The organism is Cohnella silvisoli (genome assembly GCF_021190915.1).
GTDB classification, from domain to species: Bacteria; Bacillota; Bacilli; order Paenibacillales; family Paenibacillaceae; genus Cohnella; species Cohnella silvisoli.
In genome coordinates this window covers 236,946-254,907 of record NZ_JAIOAP010000002.1, presented here as the reverse complement: position 1 = coordinate 254,907, position 17,962 = coordinate 236,946, and the positions used below count along the sequence as shown (strand labels likewise).

The 17,962-nt window shown below is 48.3% G+C and carries 14 protein-coding genes; 12 read left to right on the top strand and 2 right to left on the bottom strand.

Annotated features, from left to right (window positions below; translation table 11 throughout):
* Nucleotides 1-94 precede the first annotated feature (94 nt).
* Together K7P76_RS04735 and K7P76_RS04730 are read left to right on the top strand one after the other, a co-directional pair.
* Complete coding sequence (locus K7P76_RS04735) at nucleotides 95-1,054, top strand: ABC transporter permease (protein ID WP_232183812.1); 960 nt, start codon at nucleotides 95-97, stop codon at nucleotides 1,052-1,054.
* 18 nt (nucleotides 1,055-1,072) lie between these two features.
* Nucleotides 1,073-1,969 (top strand): carbohydrate ABC transporter permease, encoded by an 897-nt coding sequence (locus tag K7P76_RS04730; protein WP_232183805.1) that lies wholly within the window; start codon nucleotides 1,073-1,075, stop codon nucleotides 1,967-1,969.
* A 3-nt stretch (nucleotides 1,970-1,972) separates the two neighbouring features.
* Here K7P76_RS04730 and K7P76_RS04725 read toward each other — a convergent pair whose 3' ends face one another.
* The gene (locus tag K7P76_RS04725; protein WP_232183795.1) at nucleotides 1,973-3,718 is read right to left on the bottom strand and encodes a sigma-54 interaction domain-containing protein; all 1,746 of its coding nucleotides are present in this window, start codon (nucleotides 3,716-3,718) and stop codon (nucleotides 1,973-1,975) included.
* A 269-nt stretch (nucleotides 3,719-3,987) separates the two neighbouring features.
* Between K7P76_RS04725 and K7P76_RS04720 the strand changes: the two genes are divergently transcribed.
* Both K7P76_RS04720 and pruA read left to right on the top strand, forming a co-directional pair.
* Complete coding sequence (locus tag K7P76_RS04720; protein WP_232183792.1) at nucleotides 3,988-4,902, top strand: proline dehydrogenase family protein; 915 nt, start codon at nucleotides 3,988-3,990, stop codon at nucleotides 4,900-4,902.
* A 26-nt stretch (nucleotides 4,903-4,928) separates the two neighbouring features.
* Entirely contained in the window at nucleotides 4,929-6,497 is a 1,569-nt protein-coding gene (gene pruA / locus K7P76_RS04715; RefSeq protein ID WP_232183790.1) for an L-glutamate gamma-semialdehyde dehydrogenase, read from the top strand.
* A gap of 396 nt (nucleotides 6,498-6,893) precedes the next feature.
* Here pruA and K7P76_RS04710 read toward each other — a convergent pair whose 3' ends face one another.
* Nucleotides 6,894-7,817 (bottom strand): transposase, encoded by a 924-nt coding sequence (locus K7P76_RS04710; protein ID WP_232183781.1) that lies wholly within the window; start codon nucleotides 7,815-7,817, stop codon nucleotides 6,894-6,896.
* 457 nt (nucleotides 7,818-8,274) lie between these two features.
* Between K7P76_RS04710 and K7P76_RS04705 the strand changes: the two genes are divergently transcribed.
* The 8 genes from K7P76_RS04705 (at nucleotide 8,275) to K7P76_RS04670 (ending at nucleotide 17,959) form a co-directional block, all read left to right on the top strand.
* Nucleotides 8,275-8,832, top strand: coding sequence for an RNA polymerase sigma factor (locus K7P76_RS04705; RefSeq protein WP_373692332.1), 558 nt, complete (start codon nucleotides 8,275-8,277; stop codon nucleotides 8,830-8,832).
* Nucleotides 8,832-10,031: a hypothetical protein gene (locus tag K7P76_RS04700; RefSeq protein ID WP_232183777.1), complete on the top strand. Its 1,200-nt coding sequence runs from the start codon at nucleotides 8,832-8,834 to the stop codon at nucleotides 10,029-10,031. Before K7P76_RS04705 ends, K7P76_RS04700 begins: the two co-directional genes overlap by 1 nt.
* A gap of 158 nt (nucleotides 10,032-10,189) precedes the next feature.
* Complete coding sequence (locus K7P76_RS04695) at nucleotides 10,190-11,062, top strand: 3-hydroxyacyl-CoA dehydrogenase family protein (protein WP_232183775.1); 873 nt, start codon at nucleotides 10,190-10,192, stop codon at nucleotides 11,060-11,062.
* A complete protein-coding gene (locus tag K7P76_RS04690) occupies nucleotides 11,059-12,285 on the top strand; it encodes an acetate kinase (RefSeq protein WP_232183743.1) in 1,227 nt (408 codons plus the stop codon). Before K7P76_RS04695 ends, K7P76_RS04690 begins: the two co-directional genes overlap by 4 nt.
* A 15-nt stretch (nucleotides 12,286-12,300) precedes the next feature.
* Complete coding sequence (gene asnS / locus K7P76_RS04685) at nucleotides 12,301-13,593, top strand: asparagine--tRNA ligase (protein ID WP_232184458.1); 1,293 nt, start codon at nucleotides 12,301-12,303, stop codon at nucleotides 13,591-13,593.
* Between the two features lie 47 nt (nucleotides 13,594-13,640).
* Entirely contained in the window at nucleotides 13,641-14,351 is a 711-nt protein-coding gene (locus K7P76_RS04680) for a DnaD domain-containing protein (protein WP_232183742.1), read from the top strand.
* Between the two features lie 19 nt (nucleotides 14,352-14,370).
* Nucleotides 14,371-16,743 (top strand): helix-turn-helix domain-containing protein, encoded by a 2,373-nt coding sequence (locus K7P76_RS04675; protein ID WP_232183734.1) that lies wholly within the window; start codon nucleotides 14,371-14,373, stop codon nucleotides 16,741-16,743.
* A gap of 301 nt (nucleotides 16,744-17,044) precedes the next feature.
* Nucleotides 17,045-17,959: an ABC transporter permease gene (locus tag K7P76_RS04670; RefSeq protein WP_232183733.1), complete on the top strand. Its 915-nt coding sequence runs from the start codon at nucleotides 17,045-17,047 to the stop codon at nucleotides 17,957-17,959.
* Nucleotides 17,960-17,962 lie beyond the last annotated feature (3 nt).

Here is a 17,962-nt window from a genome sequence, read left to right as displayed (position 1 = left end):
CTCATAACGGCTTGGATCGGATTGAAATTCAATTCGATCCAAGCGCATTCTATTTCAAAGATGATTATACCTTTCAATCGAAAGAGGAGAACCTATGGAGATACAGGCAAAAACGGGCATTAAGCAAAGCGGGTTTAAAGGTCGACTGAGTCGAATCGGAAAACGGTTTTACCGGGAAAGAGAGCTTTGGACCATTAACTTTTTTGCCCTCGCATGGGTGCTCATTTTTGCTTATGGGCCGATGTACGGCATCATTTACAGTTTTTATAATTATATTCCGGGGAGAAGCTTGAGCCATTCCAAATTTGTCGGATTAAAATACTATATCGAGTTTTTCACGCTTCCGGACGTATGGCTTATTATCCGCAATACACTTGTCATCAGCTCGCTCGGCTTGACAATCGGTTTTATCGCGCCCATTATATTGGCGTTGCTTATGAATGAGATCAGAAATATCAAATTCAAGAGGCTTATTCAAACGATTACGTATTTGCCGCATTTCGTATCGTGGATCGTCGTTGCGAGCATCATCTTTACGCTGCTCGGCAGTGAAGGAGCAATTAACGACGCGCTGATGAAAATGGGAATTATTCATGAGCCGTTAAAGATTCTTGGCGAAGGGGAATATTTCTGGGCGTTGCTGACTTCCGCTAACCTATGGAAAGGAATCGGTTGGGCGTCCATCATCTATATAGCGGCAATCGCCGGAGTCGATCAAGAATTGTATCAGGCTGGGGCCGTCGACGGACTCGGAAGATTCGGTATGGCATGGCACATTACACTTCCCGGCATTCGCTCGACCGTGCTTTTATTGTTTATTTTAGGCATCGGAACTCTGTTGAACGCCGGCTTCGAACAGCAACTGCTGCTTGGTACACCGACAACGAGAGATTACCATGAGGTTATCGACACCTATGTATATCGGTATGGCATTCAGCAAGGCCGTTATTCGTTTGCAACAGCCGTTGGTTTTATGAGCTCTGTACTCGGCTTGGTGCTCGTCTTAATAACGAACAAATTTTCGAAGAAGTTAACCGGCATGTCGATCATTTAACGATAGGGGGAAGCGGCAATGAGAGCGGTATACGTAAAAAACACGACAGCCGGACGCATATTTGATTTCTTTAATATTGCCTTTATGATCATCTTAGCGTTTGTGATGTTGTATCCCTTCTGGAACCAATTCATCCTCTCGTTAAACGAAGGCAAGGACGCGACAAGAGGAGGGTTATACTTCTGGCCGAGGGCTTTTACATGGGACAACTATACCTATATGTTCAACAAAGGCAACTTGGGCAAAGGGGCGATCATCTCTGTCTTAAGAGTTGTTGTAGGGACGGTCACGACGTTGTTTTGTTCGGGGTTATTAGCCTATATAACAACCGTTAAATGGTATTCCGGCAGAAGATTTACGCGGGTGCTGTTTTTGATCACCTTGTATTTCAGCGGCGGGCTTATTCCCACTTATTTGTTGTTTAACCAGCTGCACTTAATGGAAACCTTTACGGTGTACTGGCTTCCCGGCTTGTTCAGCGCATACTACATGCTGCTTATCTCCTCCTACATGTACAACCTGCCGGAGGCATTGTCGGAGTCCGCAAGGATTGACGGGGCCGGTGAGCTGAGGATTTATGTGCAAATTATTGCTCCGATGTGTATTCCCGTATTTGCTGCAGTTGCGGTGTTCAGTGCCGTCAGTCATTGGAATTCCTGGTTTGATGTCATGCTGTACAATTCATCCGGGAAATGGGACACGTTGCAGGTGTATTTGCGTAAAATATTGCTGGACGTTGAACAAATGAGCAAGCTGATGGACGAACAGAGGCAAATAGAGGGAATGCGGAAGCTGACGTCTGCGTCCATAAGAGCGGCCACAACAGTAATCGTTACGCTGCCGATCATCTTATCGTACCCGTTCATGCAAAAGTATTTTATGAGCGGCATTACGATCGGCGCCGTAAAGGAGTAAAGATTATTCCAACTGGTAGTCCTTCATTTTATTGTAAAGCGTCCCGCGGGAGATGCCGAGAAGTTGGGCTGCAGCGCTTTTGTTTCCGGCCGTTTTCTTTAAAGCTTCTTCAATGAGATCGATTTCCTCGCGTTTGGTCATTTTGGACTTTAATATTTTGTCATTCGGGAGCAACGAGTCCGTTTCCGGATAACCGAATCTCGGCAGCTGCTCTTGTAAAGATGGCGGTAAGTGGTCAAGCGTGATCATTTCATCATCGCTAATAATGACGAAACGCTCGACGACATTTCTAAGTTCCTGCAGGTTGCCTGGCCAATTGTATTGGGTCAATGCCAAGATGACCTCAGGGGAAATCATTGGAACGGGCTTTTGATAAAACAGGGAATATTGTTTGAGATACATTTGGAGCATGGCAGGGATGTCTTCGATTCTTTCGCTTAATGGCGGAATGCGAATGGAAATGACATTCAGCGCATAGTACAAATCGGATCGGAATTCGCGATTGTCCACCTTCGTTGCCAAATCCTGCGTAGAGGCGGCGATAATCCGCGTACGTACGGCAATCGGGGTGCTTCCACCCGTGCGAACGATCGTTTGTTGATTCATGTAATGATAAAGCTTGGCTTGAAGATCCATAGGAAGCCGGTCAATTTCGTTAATTAGCAAGGTACCCCCTTTGGCCTGTTCCAATTTGCCTGCTTGTCCGGTATCGCTTCCTGTGAAGGCTCCGCCCTGGAAACCGAATAACTCGGTTTCGAGAAATCCCGCGGGAACGATGCCGCAATGGATCGTTAGGAAGGGTTGATTCGAGCGAGGGCTTGCATTGTGAATGATTTGAGCAAACTGCTCTTTCCCAACACCGGTTTCACCTATTAGCAGCACGGGGGTTTCCGTAACGGCGACCTTTTTGGCCCATTGCACGACTTTGCCTATTGCGGGTCCTTTACCTTTGATCAATGAAAATAGATCTTCGGCGTTCGCTTTAGGATGAAGCTCGAAAGTGTGAGAAGTCGTTAGTTGATCATTCAAACGCACCAATTGGGTAATGTCCTGTTCGGCCGCAATGCCGCCAATAATTTGGCCTTGCGCATTCCGGATCGGAGAGGCATTGATGAGCACGTGCGTGTCCGGTCGGGGACGATGGTATGTATTTCGAATCATTCGTCCTTCGTCGAGAATTTTCAGCACCATGAGATTTTCCGTGTCGAATAGATCTTCAATTCCTCTTCCCAAAATATCGGCTTGAGGGAGATCGTAAATTTCTTCGGCAACCGTGTTCCAGCAGATGACCGTTCCATTCTGATCGATGACGGTAACTGCATCCGTAACGCTTTCGGACAATGTGGAGAAATAAGAGGACCATCTTTGCTGCTCTTTAATGGAGAACTGCAGCAACGAAGAAAGGTTGGAGTATCCTTTGATCGTCCCTTCAGCATCCTTGAAAAGCAGCGGCCGGTTGGAGCTCAGAGGAAGATGAAGCAGCAACGCATCGAAAAAGTCAGTTTCATCATAAGAAAGGATGGGAGAAATAAAGCGCTTGTTTCCATCCAAATAGGTTTTAATGTTCAGGTCATTCGAGCAAATGTTTATAAAACCGAGATCCTCTGGTATAAATAAACATGCCTCGCTGCCAATTGCGACAAACACGGCTTGCCCTTTGTGCAAATAAGAAGAGAGCTCTTCTATCGTTGAATCTACGGAGAGTTGATGGAAATCGTTGTTCAACGGGAATTGTTCATTTTTGAACATATTTTACCTCGTGTATTTATCATTTGTTTTGATTAAATTTACCATGAAGACGGCGTTAATTCAACACGATGACACTCGAGACCGAGCATTCTTAAGGGGAATGCAATGGGTTTCGGGTTTTTTAGGTTGTCCAAATCAACCCGATCGGATTTTTATAAATTTGTTCAATAACAAATAATTTAAACACATACTGTTCAAAATATTGTTTTATATGTATAATATAATTATATAATTGAACAATGTTGTTCAATTTAAATGGGGGAAAATTCATGGAAGTGATGTTGAGAAACCTATTTCAAGCATTGGGGAAAAGCCGCTCAGCAAATCGACTGGCCAAAAAGTACGGTCTTCGTTTTGGAGCCGCCCGATTTGTAGCTGGCGAAACGATCAAACAATCGATTGATGCTGTGCGAAGGCTCAATCAGGACGGCCGAATCGCGACTTTGGATCATCTCGGAGAATTCGTGTTCAGTGAAGACGAGGCAACGCAATCCGCTGACATGTGCATACAAACATTAGATGCGATAGCCAACTCGGGCGTTCAATCTAATCTTTCATTGAAAATGACTTCACTCGGCTTGGATATTAACAGAGAGTTATGCGTTAGCAACATGAAGAGGATTTTGGATCGAGCTCGTGAGCATGGCAACTTTGTTCGGATCGATATGGAGGATTACGCGCATTGCCAAGTGTCGCTTGATATCTATCGGGAGCTTCGAGAACAGTACGATAATGTAGGGATTGTTATTCAAGCTTATTTGTTTCGCACGGTGCAAGATATCCAGGATTTGAATGAGCTTGGAGCCAACTTGCGTCTTGTCAAAGGGGCCTATAAGGAATCGCCTCAAGTTGCTTTTCCGGAAAAAAAAGACGTCGATGAAAATTATAAGAAAATCATTCAAATGCACCTGAAAAATGGCCATTATACGGCAATTGCCAGCCATGATGAAACGATCATCGACTTCGCCAAACAATTAGCACAAACCCATGGGATTCCCAGAGTGCAATTTGAATTTCAAATGCTTTACGGCATTTGCGAAGAACTGCAAAAGCGATTGATTAAAGAAGGATACCGGGTACGCGTGTACGTTCCTTACGGTGTCGATTGGTTTGGTTACTTTATGAGACGTTTAGCCGAACGTCCGGCTAATGTTTGGTTCGTTCTTAAAAATATGTTCAAATAAGCCCGCAAAGGGAGAGGAGAAACAAGATGAGTACATTTACAAAAGTAAGCCCTTATGCAAACGAACCCTTCACTAATTTCGCTTTGGATGAAAATAAGAAAGCGATGGAAGCCGCTATTGCGAATGTGAAAACGGAATTAGGCCAAGAATACCCGCTATATATTGGTTCACAGAAAGTGGTAACCGATGCTAAAATTATATCCATTAACCCGGGAAATACGGATGAAGTCATTGGTTATGTTAGCAAAGCGGATCAGGCATTGGCGGAAAAAGCAATGCAGGCCGCTTTGGAAACTTTTGAATCCTGGAAACGGGTTTCTGCAAAAAAACGTGCACAATATTTGTTTAAAGCGGCAGCGCTCATGCGCGAGCGCAAACATGAATTTTCTGCTCTTATGATTTTGGAATCGGGAAAGAACTATGTGGAAGCCGACGTCGATACAGCGGAAGCGATTGATTTCATCGAGTTCTATGCTAGGGAAATCATTCGTTTGAGCGAAATCAACGAGACGCAGCCGTTATCCAGAATTTCTGGCGAAGACAATAACATTTCCTATATTCCGCTTGGCGTTGGCGTTATTATTCCGCCTTGGAACTTCCCGCTGGCGATTTGCGTCGGCATGACGGCTGCCGCAATCGTATCAGGGAATACGGTTTTGCTTAAGCCGGCTTCCACAACGCCCGTCATTGCACATAAGTTTGTTGCTTTAATGGAAGAAGCGGGGCTTCCTGCCGGTGTCATCAATTTCATCCCGGGAAGCGGCGCTGAAGTTGGCGACTATTTAACGACACATCCGAAAACTCGGTTCATTAGCTTTACAGGTTCTAAAGAGGTTGGATTACGCATTAACAAATTGGCCGCGGAAACGGCTCCAGGTCAAATATGGATCAAACGCGTTATTGCCGAAATGGGCGGCAAAGATGGCGTTATCGTCGATGAAACGGCGGATTTGGATGTTGCGGCTGCCGCGATCGTCGCGTCCGCATTCGGATTCCAAGGCCAGAAATGTTCGGCTGGTTCCAGAGCGATTATCGTTGAATCGGTGTATGATCAAGTTGTAGAAAAAGTGGTCGCGTTGACTAAGCAGCTGCAAATCGGTTTGCCGGAAAACAATTTCGCTGCAGGTCCGGTTATCGACAAGACCTCGTACGATAAGATATTGGCTTACATCGAAATCGGAAAACAAGAGGGGACCTTGCTTGCCGGCGGCGAGAAGGCCGAAGGGAACGGTTATTACATTCAACCGACCGTATTCGGCGATGTGAGCGGCAAAGCGCGCATTATGCAAGAAGAGATCTTCGGGCCTGTTCTCGCTATTGCGAAAGCGAAAGATTGGCAAGAAGCGATCGCCATGTACAACGACACGGAGTTCGGCTTGACGGGCGCTTATTTCTCTACGAATGAGGAGCGGATCGCCGAAGCGCTGGACACCGTGCATTGCGGAAACCTGTACATCAATCGTAAATGTACGGGTGCGTTAGTCGGCGTGCATCCCTTTGGCGGATTCAATATGTCAGGTACGGATTCCAAAGCAGGCGGTTATGACTATCTGTTGCTCTTTACGCAAGCTAAATTAACGTCCCGCAAAATATAAGGCTGGATGGGTGAGTTCTCTATTTATACTCATCTGATAGCTCGATACAAACGTCTTCGCCGTCCCACGGACGGCGAAGACGTTTTACTTGTACGGTAAGAAAGTTTAGTTTATAGACATCTACTCATATGGGAAATATAGGGAAAAACCGACACCTAATTTCCGTGCTATTTCGGAGAAATGGTACCATTATCCCCTTGCTTCAGAAGTGAGTTGCCAATCAGCGGATATTTGAATGCCATGACGGAAGTATGTTGCCAATGAACGGATATTCGAATGCTGATTCGAGTGGGAGTTGCAATCAACGGATTCCCGGATACCACGCACAAATTTGCCGTTTCGTGAATTGGATTGGGAACGGATTATCGGCAACTTAAAAAGCAGTCATCCCAAGCATCAAGCATTCCATAGGGTGAGATATTTTCCTTTCCACTTCGCTTTGCTTCCCCAGACCACCCAGGGAACGGTGAGAACCGGTTTGCTGCGGGTCAGATCTTTGTAAGTTAAGGTTGGCGTCACAGCGCACCAATGGAGCAGTTGGCTGAAAACCGGGGCATGGCGGAGCTTTAAGTTCAATCGGAAACAAAACTCGTCTAAATAAGCCTGCAAATGTTTGGCTCCGATGCCTTGAAACGTATTGTTAAGCCACGCGGTCACCTTCCACTTGATTGGGTTCAAAGCAGGGTGAAGTTTGCCGCGCGAAACTGTCACGGCCTCTCCATCCGTATGATCGTTTACGAACGCTTGGACGCCAGACTTTTCAATCCACCTCAACGCGTTATTCACATGGCTGGGATCCGGTTGTTTGATTTTGACCTGCTGAGGCTCGTCTCGCTCGTCGAGGGATCCGCCGATCAACAGCGGCTGCTGGGCCTCGCTATAATACGTGTAACCGTAAGAGATAGGGTCTACTCGCACAACACCCGTGAGCGGGTCGGCTTCATCGGCTTGTTGCAAGGCATGGCGGATTTTTCTTGCGATGAGCCACGCAGTCTTATAGGTGACCTGAATCACTTGGGACAGGCGGGAAGCGCTGATGCCGGAAGGCCGGGAGATGAGAAACATCGCTTGGAACCAGCGGGTCAACAACGTGGAGCTGCCTTCCATGATAGTGCCGGCGATGACAGACGTCTGATGGCGACAGGAACAGCATTCATAGAGAGGCAGTCTGCGCGTAAGGATGAGATAAAAGTGAGGATGACGACAAGTCAGGCAACGGAAGCCGTCCGGCCATCTGGCTTCGAACAGCGCCTCGGCGCAAGCCTGCTCGGAGTTAAACTGCTGGCTAAATGCCTCGAAGGTTAGATGATCCGGAAACATAGACGTCTCCCCCTTTTATAAAAAATAGAACATTTGTTCTTATTTTCATAATACCAAACATGTGTTCTATTTTCAAGAGTTATCGGGTAAAATTTCAACGTTCCGGGTTTATTTTCAAAAGCATGAACAAGGATTTTCCTTCTGATCGGTAGGGATAATGGTACGTTTTCGCGGAAAGGAAGTAGGGGGCTGCGTTGGTCCTATTCTCATTCTGATGCATAGGGATAAAGGTACGTTTTCGCGAACAGCTGCAGGCATGAACAGGAATGTCGGACCGGGTACGATTGCTTTATTACGGATGTCCGCAAAAGTAAAAGGGCCGGGGGCAAAGCCAAGGCAAAGCCTCCGGTTTTTTATATGAATTTTAGATAGGGAATGAATTCAGAAGAAGGTAATCCATCGAAAAATATGATAGCATTGAACTTATTGTATATTTGAATCGTCTAACGGAATAGAGGTGGCAAGATTGGATTCCCAGCGTAATTTCGATTTCCTTAAATATATGGTTGAATGCGATGACAATAAGGATTTGTTGAACGAATTGATGACGGCTTACGGTAAGGAAGTATGGAATTACGCTTACAGTATAACACGCAAATGGGATTTGGCCGACGATATTACGCAAGAGGTTTTCATTAAGGTTTTCCGTAATATGCATGCTTTTCGCAGAGATGCTTCCGTCAAAACCTGGCTGCTGACCATTACGCGCAATACCGCAATCGATTATCAAAGGTCGGCTTTCTTCCGCAAGGTGACTTTGTCGGACGTAGTTGAGGATTACGGGGAGCGCCATTCCGTCGAGCATGATGTCGCGGAGCAATGGGCGGTCAACGAGATGTGGAAAATGGTTTTGGACCTGCCGAAGAAGTACAGAGAAGTTATCATTCTATACGCTCATAACCAATTGTCTTTGAAAGAGATCGCTCAGGTGCTGGATGTTACGGAGGGAACGGTGAAATCGCGAATGTTCCACGCCCGGCAGAAATTGTCCAAGATGAAGGAGGCGAACCGCTAGTGGATGACAAAGAGCTATTCGAGCAACTGGCGCGCGGTCCGCTGACTCGGAACGGATTCGACGAATCGTTGCGCCGGAAAATCAACGAACGTCTCGATAATCCGAAGCAGCGCACTAACCGGGCGTGGTTCTTGCGATGGAATCGCGTGAGCGCAGCATTCCTGCTTGTTATCGTATTGCTCGTGGGCGTGTGGAGTTGGCGAGAGTATCCCTTCGATGGCGATGGGAATAAGGGACTGAATCCGGAGCAATCGTCCGCCCTTCATGAAACGGTCACTGGGGATATAAAGGATGTAATGCCGCATTCCGCGGTCGTGATCGGCTTGAGGGATGACGGAGATCAAGGAGCGTCTGGCAGTACCTATCGAACGGTACTCGTCGCGCCACAGGATAATGAGCTTGCATTAATCGGAAGCGGACCGGGAATTTGGATGCCCTATAAGACGAAATTTTGGAAAATCGATGCCGTTCCGGATTCGTTGGGCAAAGGTACGCAAACGCTGGAGGCATCCCCTGCGGCTCGGTTGATGAAAGCGGCAGTGTCGGAGGAGAAGTTGCCATCGCTGAGAAGAACGGAGAAGCTGCTATACGCCGGCAACCGTTTCGTATCGATCTTACAAACGACCAACGTCAATCAAGAAGGCGTCGCGGTAGATCAAAGCCAGGCATGGGTTAACGAGGTCGCGGTATTGGAGCCTGCAATGCGCGTGAAAAGCAAAAATATTTTAGAGGAAAGTCATTTTCCGCTCTCCAAAGCGCTTGGCACGAACGAGGCCGGAACGGATATCGACCAATGGGCGATCGTCCGCGAATCCGCCGCCTGGGTAGCCAAAAAGTCAATTGATTCACCGAGAATCGTAAGCGCAGCCGACATACAGAAATGGCAAACGATTCCCGTACAGCTTACATCGGACATTGTTAAAGATGAGCCTCTGGCACTGACGTGGGGTGAAGTCTTAAAATTGGAGACAACAGCCACGGATGCTTTTACATCGCAAGACGAGGATATCGTAGCTATAGTCACTAACGATAGCATTAAGCTGTATCCGTACAAATTACCTGACGCCAAGCCTGTAACCATACCAATCAATTCTAATGAATCCGTCGTCATGGTTCAATGGGCAACGCAACAAAAATACGTCGATAATTGGCCCCAGATGCTGCGCCCATGGTTTACGACCACGGCAAACCCTTCTTGATTATGATAAGATGAGAGTACCCCGCGATTATTCGCTTAACTTCCGCGCAGGGAGTTGGTGTAACATTGAGTGGGGTATAATCATCTTATTATTTTTTTACGACGAATGCCGCCAAACGGAGGAATAGTCGTTTCAGTTAGGTTGGAGGGATTGTCAGCATGTTTAGAGTGATTGGAGTCGTTGGCGCGGGAACAATGGGGCAGAGTATCGCGGAAATGCTCGCGGTCAAAGGATTGGACGTTCATCTGGTGGAGAAGACGCCCGAGAGACTGCAGCACGCGAAGCAAATGCTCGAGCTTAGTCTCGACCGCCAAATGGAGCGGTGGGCGATTACGGCCGCCGAGAAAAAATTAACGTTAAACCGCATACATATGGAAACGTCGTTGCAGCATTTAGCGGATTGCGAGCTAGTGATCGAGACGATCAGCGAAGACTTGGAAAGCAAGCTGGATGTATTCCGGCAATTAGACGACATACTGTCGAATGACGCGGTGATGGCAAGCAATACTTCCACCCTTAGCGTAACCGAGCTGGCGGGTGCCAGCCGTTATCCCGAGCGCGTCATCGGCATGCATTTCGTCTATCCGGCTTTCCGAATCGATGTCGTCGAGATTATCCGGGGGCTGCAAACGTCTGACGAAACGTTCAATAAAACGAGAAGCTTCATCGACGACGTGCTCGCCAAAAAAGGCGTCATGGTCTACGAATCGCCCGGCTTCGTTACTACCCGGCTTATCTGCTTGCTGATTAACGAAGCGCTCCATTTGCTGGAGGAAGGCGTGGCCACACCGGAAGATATCGACGCCGCCATGAGCATTGGATACAAGTTCGAGCGCGGCCCGCTTGAGATGGCTGACCGGTTCGGTCTCGATTCCGTGCTTGCGGCGCTTGACCGAATGTTCCGCGAATACGGGGAGCTTAAATACAGGCCATCTTTTCTACTGAAGAAAAAAGTCCGCGCGGGTCAACTCGGCATCAAGAGCGGCATCGGCTTCTTCAAATACGACAAGGACGGTGAAAGGCTCTCATGAACGTACTCGTGATTAACGCGGGGAGCTCGTCGCTTAAATACCAGCTTTACGACATGACAACCGAAAACGTGCTCGCCAAGGGAAGGGTAGAGAGAATCGGAATGGATTCGTCCATTCTCACCCATGAAGTCGATCGGCAGCCTGAAGTTCGCGAGGTTAGCGAAATTCTGGATCACACGACGGCGATCAAGAAGGTGCTGGATATGCTTACGCACCGTAAATTCGGGGTGCTCGGCAGCATCCAAGACATTAAGGCCGTCGGTCATCGGGTTGTGCACGGCGGAGAATCGTTCAGCGAATCGGTGCTCATCGACCAGAGCGTAAAGCTGGAAATCCGCAAGCTGTTCGATTTGGCTCCTCTGCATAACCCCGCGCACATGATGGGAATTTCCGCGGTGGAAGACAATCTGCCGGACGTTCCCCAAGCTGTCGTATTCGATACCGCTTTTCACCAGACGATGCCTCCGAGCTCCTATTTGTATGCCATCCCGACCGTGCTTTACCGTAAACACAAAATTCGCCGCTACGGCTTCCACGGCACCTCTTACGACTATGTCAGCAAGCGATCCGCCGAGTTTCTCGGACGTTCGCTGAGCGAGTTGAAGCTTGTCATATGCCACATTGGCAACGGGGCGAGCTGCGCAGCTATCTTAAACGGTAAATCGTTCGATACGAGCATGGGAATGACTCCGCTAGAAGGGTTAATGATGGGGACGCGCAGCGGCGACTTGGATCCCGCGATCGTTCCTTTCACGATCAACAAAGAGGATTTAACGTTAAACGAAGCCAACTCGATGCTTAACAAACATAGCGGTTTGCTCGCCATATCAGGAATAAGCAGCGATATGCGGGAAGTTGTGGAGGCGATGAACGAGGGCAATGCAAACGCGAAGCTTGCTTTCGAGATGTATGCTTATCGCATCCGTAAATACATCGGTGCTTACGCAGCTGCGATGAACGGGCTAGATGCTATTGTTTTCACGGCGGGCGTCGGAGAAAATTCGGACGTTTTGCGTAAAGAAGTATGCAAAGGGTTGACCTTCCTAGGGATCCGCCTAGAGGAAGCGAGGAACGCCATACGTTCTTCCGAGTCGCGGAGGATTACGACGGACGACTCGCAGGTCAGCGTATTGGTTGTTCCTACGAACGAGGAATTGCTGATCGCGCGGGACACTTATCGGCTGGTCATTGAACAACCGGAAGCGGCATCCATTTCGCAATAGGAGAGGGGCATGAGTATGGGACGGGTAGATCTGGCCACGATCGGCAACTTTGTCGGGCAGACGGTTACATTCGGAGGGTGGCTCACGCGTAAGCGGTCAAGCGGGAAAATTCAGTTTCTGCAAATTCGGGATGGGATGGGTTTCATCCAAGGCGTGCTCGTCAAAGCGGAAGTCGATGAATCCGTGTGGGAGAAAGCAGGCCAGTTGACGCAGGAAAGCTCATTCTACATAACGGGAATCGTGCGCGAGGAGCCTCGCAGCCCTTCCGGGTTCGAGTTGTCCGTAACCGGAATAGAGATTATTCAAATCGCGAAGGATTATCCGATCACGCCGAAGGAGCACGGCGTTGATTTCTTGATGGACCATCGGCATCTATGGTTGCGCGCGCCACGACAACGGGCGATTTTACGTATTCGCGCGGAGATCATATCGGCTATACAAGGTTTTTTTGATGAACGAGGCTTCACGCTTGTCGATCCGCCGATCCTAACGCCTTCCTCTTGCGAGGGAACGACGAATTTGTTCCATACGAAGTATTTCGAGGAAGACGCTTATTTGACGCAGAGCGGCCAGTTATATATGGAAGCCGCCGCGATGGCGCTCGGTAAAGTATATTCCTTCGGTCCGACGTTCCGTGCGGAGAAGTCGAAAACCCGCCGCCATTTGATCGAATTCTGGATGATCGAGCCGGAGATGGCTTTCGTCGATCACGAAGAAAACCTGAGGGTACAGGAGCAGTTTATCGCTCATATCGTAGGGCAAGTGCTGAGTAAATGCAAAGCGGAGCTTATGGTTCTGGAGCGGGATACGACGGCTTTGGAACGGGTTTTGCCGCCGTTTCCGCGTATTACCTATGACGAAGCTCTGGATTTGCTCAAGGAAATCGGGATGGATCTGCCGTGGGGAGAGGATTTCGGCGCACCGCATGAGACGGCGATCGCCGAGAAGTTCGACCGCCCGGTATTTATCACTCACTATCCTGCGAGCTTTAAGGCGTTCTATATGAAACCGGATCCGAGCCGCCCCGAGGTTGTATTATGCGCGGATATGATTGCGCCTGAAGGCTACGGGGAAATCATTGGCGGATCGCAGCGGATTGATGATCCGGAATTGCTGGAGAAACGGTTTGCGGAGCATGAGTTGTCCGAAGAAGCCTACGGCTGGTACATGGATCTGCGGCGGTATGGGACGGTTCCTCACTCAGGCTTCGGCTTAGGTCTCGAGAGAGCTGTCTCCTGGATTTGCGGGCTCGATCATGTACGGGAGACGATTGCTTTTCCGCGTACGCTATATCGGTTATATCCATAGTTGAATTGACTTGAGATAAAATCCTTGAAGGTTGGTGAAACCTAAAGATGAATGATCGTAATTCTCTAGCAAAAGGGATGGCGGAGGCTTTCATGGATGGCTCCGTCAGTATTCCCTACGCGTTGCTGCGTACCTATCGCGCGCTTAAGCTCAGCGACACGGAAGGTATGCTGCTGCTTCATTTGCTCGCGTTCCGGCAGCTGGAGCAGAATGAATTTCCGACCATCGAGCAGCTGCAGGAGAGAATCGGTGCATCGCCGGCAATCGTCGGGCAAGCCGTGCAGAAGCTGATGAAACAAGGATTCATCACGATTGACGAACAGTTTGATCCCCAGTCGGGAGTTCAATCCGAGAAGTATAATTTGTCCGGACTGTTTCAGAAAATAGGCGTATTGCTCGCTGCCGGAGAGCTTCCTCTTCGCAGCGGGAGCACGGGAGACGTTAGTCCATATCGGGATCAATCCGAGTCTGCCAGTGTTACGCTGATTGCAAATGCGGGAACTCATAATTTATTTGTTCTGTTCGAACAAGAATTCGGGCGTCCTCTTACGCCGATGGAATACGAGACGATCAATGGATGGCTTGACCAGGACCAATACGCGGATGAGCTAATCCGTTTCGCGCTGAAAGAATCGGTGTTTGCCGGCAAGCTTCACTTCCGCTACATCGATCGGATTTTGCTGGAATGGAGTCGTAACCGGGTCACCAACGTGGAGGAAGCACGGCTGCATGCCCAGAAGTTTCGTGCCGGACGATAGTTGACAGGAGATGAGAAGGTTGTTCAGCGTTTCCCTCTTTGTCCGTAAGAACGCGTTTATGATCAAGGTTCTTTTTTCCTATATCATCGTGGGTACATTGCTTCTGTGCGGGCTTTCGATCCTCATGTATAACAGCTATAGCCGGGCAATCCACAAGGAGATCGAGACGAATTCGGAGAAAGTGCTTGCCCAGTCACAGTCGGTCGTGGAAACGTACTGGAACTCGACACTGGAGTACTTGCTCCAATTCCACGTTTTGCCCAACATATCCAGCAATCTAAACGACATGTCCCTTAATTCGGGATCCGTATTCAAAGCATTGTACGGAGACACGTTCGAAGCGTTGGAGATGGGCGATATTTCGAAGAAATTATCCGAGATCGCATCCTCGAACCCGATTATCCATTCTATTTACGTCTATAACAAACGGTCAAACCTCGTGTTTTCTAACTTATCCGTTGCTTCATCCATCGATGACTTTTACGATCGGGACGCCATCCAGTCTATTGAAACGACTCGATATGAGAAGGACATGAACGTGATGCCGCGCAAGGTTTCCTATCAGCTTGGCAGCAATAGAGAGGAATACCAGGCGATTACCATTCAGTTCGTAGAGGATGAAGAGAACGGCAAACCTGCATCCGTTCTCGTATTCAATCTGAAGCAAAGCGCTTTGCAGCAAATGGTTAACCGGCAAGCAGGCGACGGATCGATGCAGTTTTTCATCTTGGATCGGGAAGGCAACGTCATTTCCCATCCCCGGGACGACTTGCTCAACAAAAACATATCCGACCAAAATTATATTCGGGAAATTTTGGCTTCTGGAGGAAACTCCGGCCATTTCACCACGGAAATAGATCAACGGAAAATGCTCATCAACTATGAGAAATCCGATCATGTTTTCAAATGGATATTCGTCGGAGTGGGCGACTATCAGAAGCTGCTATGGAATTTTACGAAGATCAATGAAACGGTGCTCCTATTGGCGGGAATCTTTATCCTGATCAGTTTGACAATAGGCATCCTGTTTGCGAAACAAATGTATAAGCCCGTCCGTCAGTTGATTCGAAAAATCCGTTCCAACGGGAATGACGACAATCGCTCGGGAGAGACGTACAACGAATATGAATATATCGACCGAACGATCGAACGGTTGGTCAGCAATGTGGTTGAGCTTGAGCAATCGGTTCGCGAGGGGATGCCGGCGCTTCGCCACGATTTCTTGCGTCAGCTCGTTCTGGGTACTGTGGCAGGCGGAGAAGCGACAACAGAGCAGGCTGCCAAGCTCAAATTGAGATTGGACGGGCCTTCATACCGGGTATGTATTTTCCGCTTATGCGCGTTTGCCGAGTGGACGGCGAAGCTGTCGGAACGCGATATGTCCCTGCTTCGATACGCGCTGGCCAACATCGCCGAGGAGACGCTGTCCGTGTCGTTTGCGGCGGAAGCCGTCATAGGGGGGGCCGATCACGTTGCGGTCGTGGTGAACGTAGATCAGTGGAGTAACTCTTCGGAATCCGAACTGCTCCGGTTGTTGTCCGCGACTCAGGATAATATCGAGACGTATGTCAAACTGACGGTGACGGCGGCGATAGGCGGTCAAGTCGACAAACTCGACGAGCTCCATTCCTCCTATTTGCAGGCACTCCAAGCGACGGTACATCGCCTTGTGTATGGAAAAAGCTCTATTATACGGTATGAGGAACTCGTCCAATTTCCGAAGGTTCCTTATCAGTATCCTTTTGAGTTGGAGAAAAAAATAAACGATGCATTACGCTCGGGAGAACGCGACAAGGCCATAGAAGGATTCGAGTCCTTCTTGGATGAGGTATGCCAGTTTTCTAACGATGAAATCATGCTGTCTCTGACTCAACTCGCGATATCCCACTTCGAGGTGCTTCCGGAGCCATCCGATCGATCCGTGTTCCCGGCCGACGGTTCTTATAAAACGATTATCCGCGAGCTTAGCGCCTGCGATGATTTCGATGATATTCGCCAGCGTTTCGACATGCTCTATTCGCAAGTGATAAGCGGTATTCGAGAACGCAAAGAATTGAAAAACAAAGATGTCGTCGATATGGTCGTCCGATACACGAGCGACAATTTTCGTAATCCGAATCTTACCGTCGAGAATATTGCGGAGGTGGTCGGACTTTCCTCGAATTATGTTCGTACGATATTCAAAAGTCATACGGACCAATCGTTATCGGCATTCATAAGCGAATTGCGTTTTCAGGAAGCGAAGAAGCTGCTGCTGGAAACGAATGAACACGCCAATAAAATCGCCGGCCATGTCGGCTTCTCAAGCGGAAAGTATTTCTACGCCTCGTTCAAGAAACAAACCGGACATACTCCCGACGAGTTCCGCAGAACGTTTCGTACCGGTTCATAAGGAAGGTTTTACCTAATAGGCAATCCTCCATTGCGCTCCCATTCGGGAGCGTTTTTTTCGTGTATGCTCATGCCTTATTTTTAACACTCCGAATCAGTAGAAGGATTCAATCTCTAGATGAACATCCTAGAGTCATATTTTTAACATTTAGCCGTTCTCGTAAAAAAGTGGGTTGCCCTCATATTTAACAATTTGCCCGATTGAGTGTTTTTCCGACTTTCTAGCCTGTCGATGGAGCAAGTATGCTGGATTCACAACGAAGGCGTGTCTTCGTAAGAGAAACAGAAAGAGGGGATTCAACATGCAGTCGTTTTGGAATGAACTTGTGAAAAACAAGTATTTATATTTGCTTACGCTGCCGGCATTGCTCTATTTTATCGTGTTTTCCTATTTACCCATGTTCGGCATCGTCATCGCGTTCCAAGATTTCAGTCCGATTAAGGGGATCGCCGGAAGCGAATTCGTCGGATGGCGGAATTTCGACTTCTTCTTCACGAGCAGCGATTGGTTGACGGTCACCTTCAATACGATCTACCTAAACGCGCTGTTTATCGTTTTGGGATTAATCGCGCAAATCGCATTCGCGGTCATGATATCCGAAATGTTCAACAAAACGTTCAAAAAAGCGATACAGTCTCTAACCCTGTTGCCTTATTTCATCTCATGGCCCGTCGTCTCGATGTTCTCCATCGCTTTTTTCTCGACGGACGAAGGATTAATCAATTATGTTCTAAAGTCGTTCGGTGCGGAGGCTATCAACTTCTATCAAGATCCGTCCGTATGGCCGGCGCTTCTCGTTATGCTGAAAATATGGAAAGGAACCGGGTATGGGATTGTCATCTACTTGGCTACCATCGCATCCATCGACCAAGAAATCTACGAGTCCGCAAGAATGGATGGGGCGAACCGATATCAGGCTATTCGCCATATTACGCTGCCAATGCTTACGAATACGACGATCCTGCTGTTCATCCTTGCTGTCGGACGTATATTCTTCGGCGATTTCGGCATGATCTACGCGCTGATCGGAGACAATACGCTGCTCTATCCGACAACCGATGTCATTGATACGTATGTCTATCGGGCTTTGCGCAGCTACGGCGATATGTCGATGTCATCGGCAATCGGTCTTTATCAGTCGGTAGTCGGGTTCATACTCGTTGTGATCACGAACGGTCTCGTCCGGAAATGGAACAAAGACGCATCCCTTTTCTAGCGG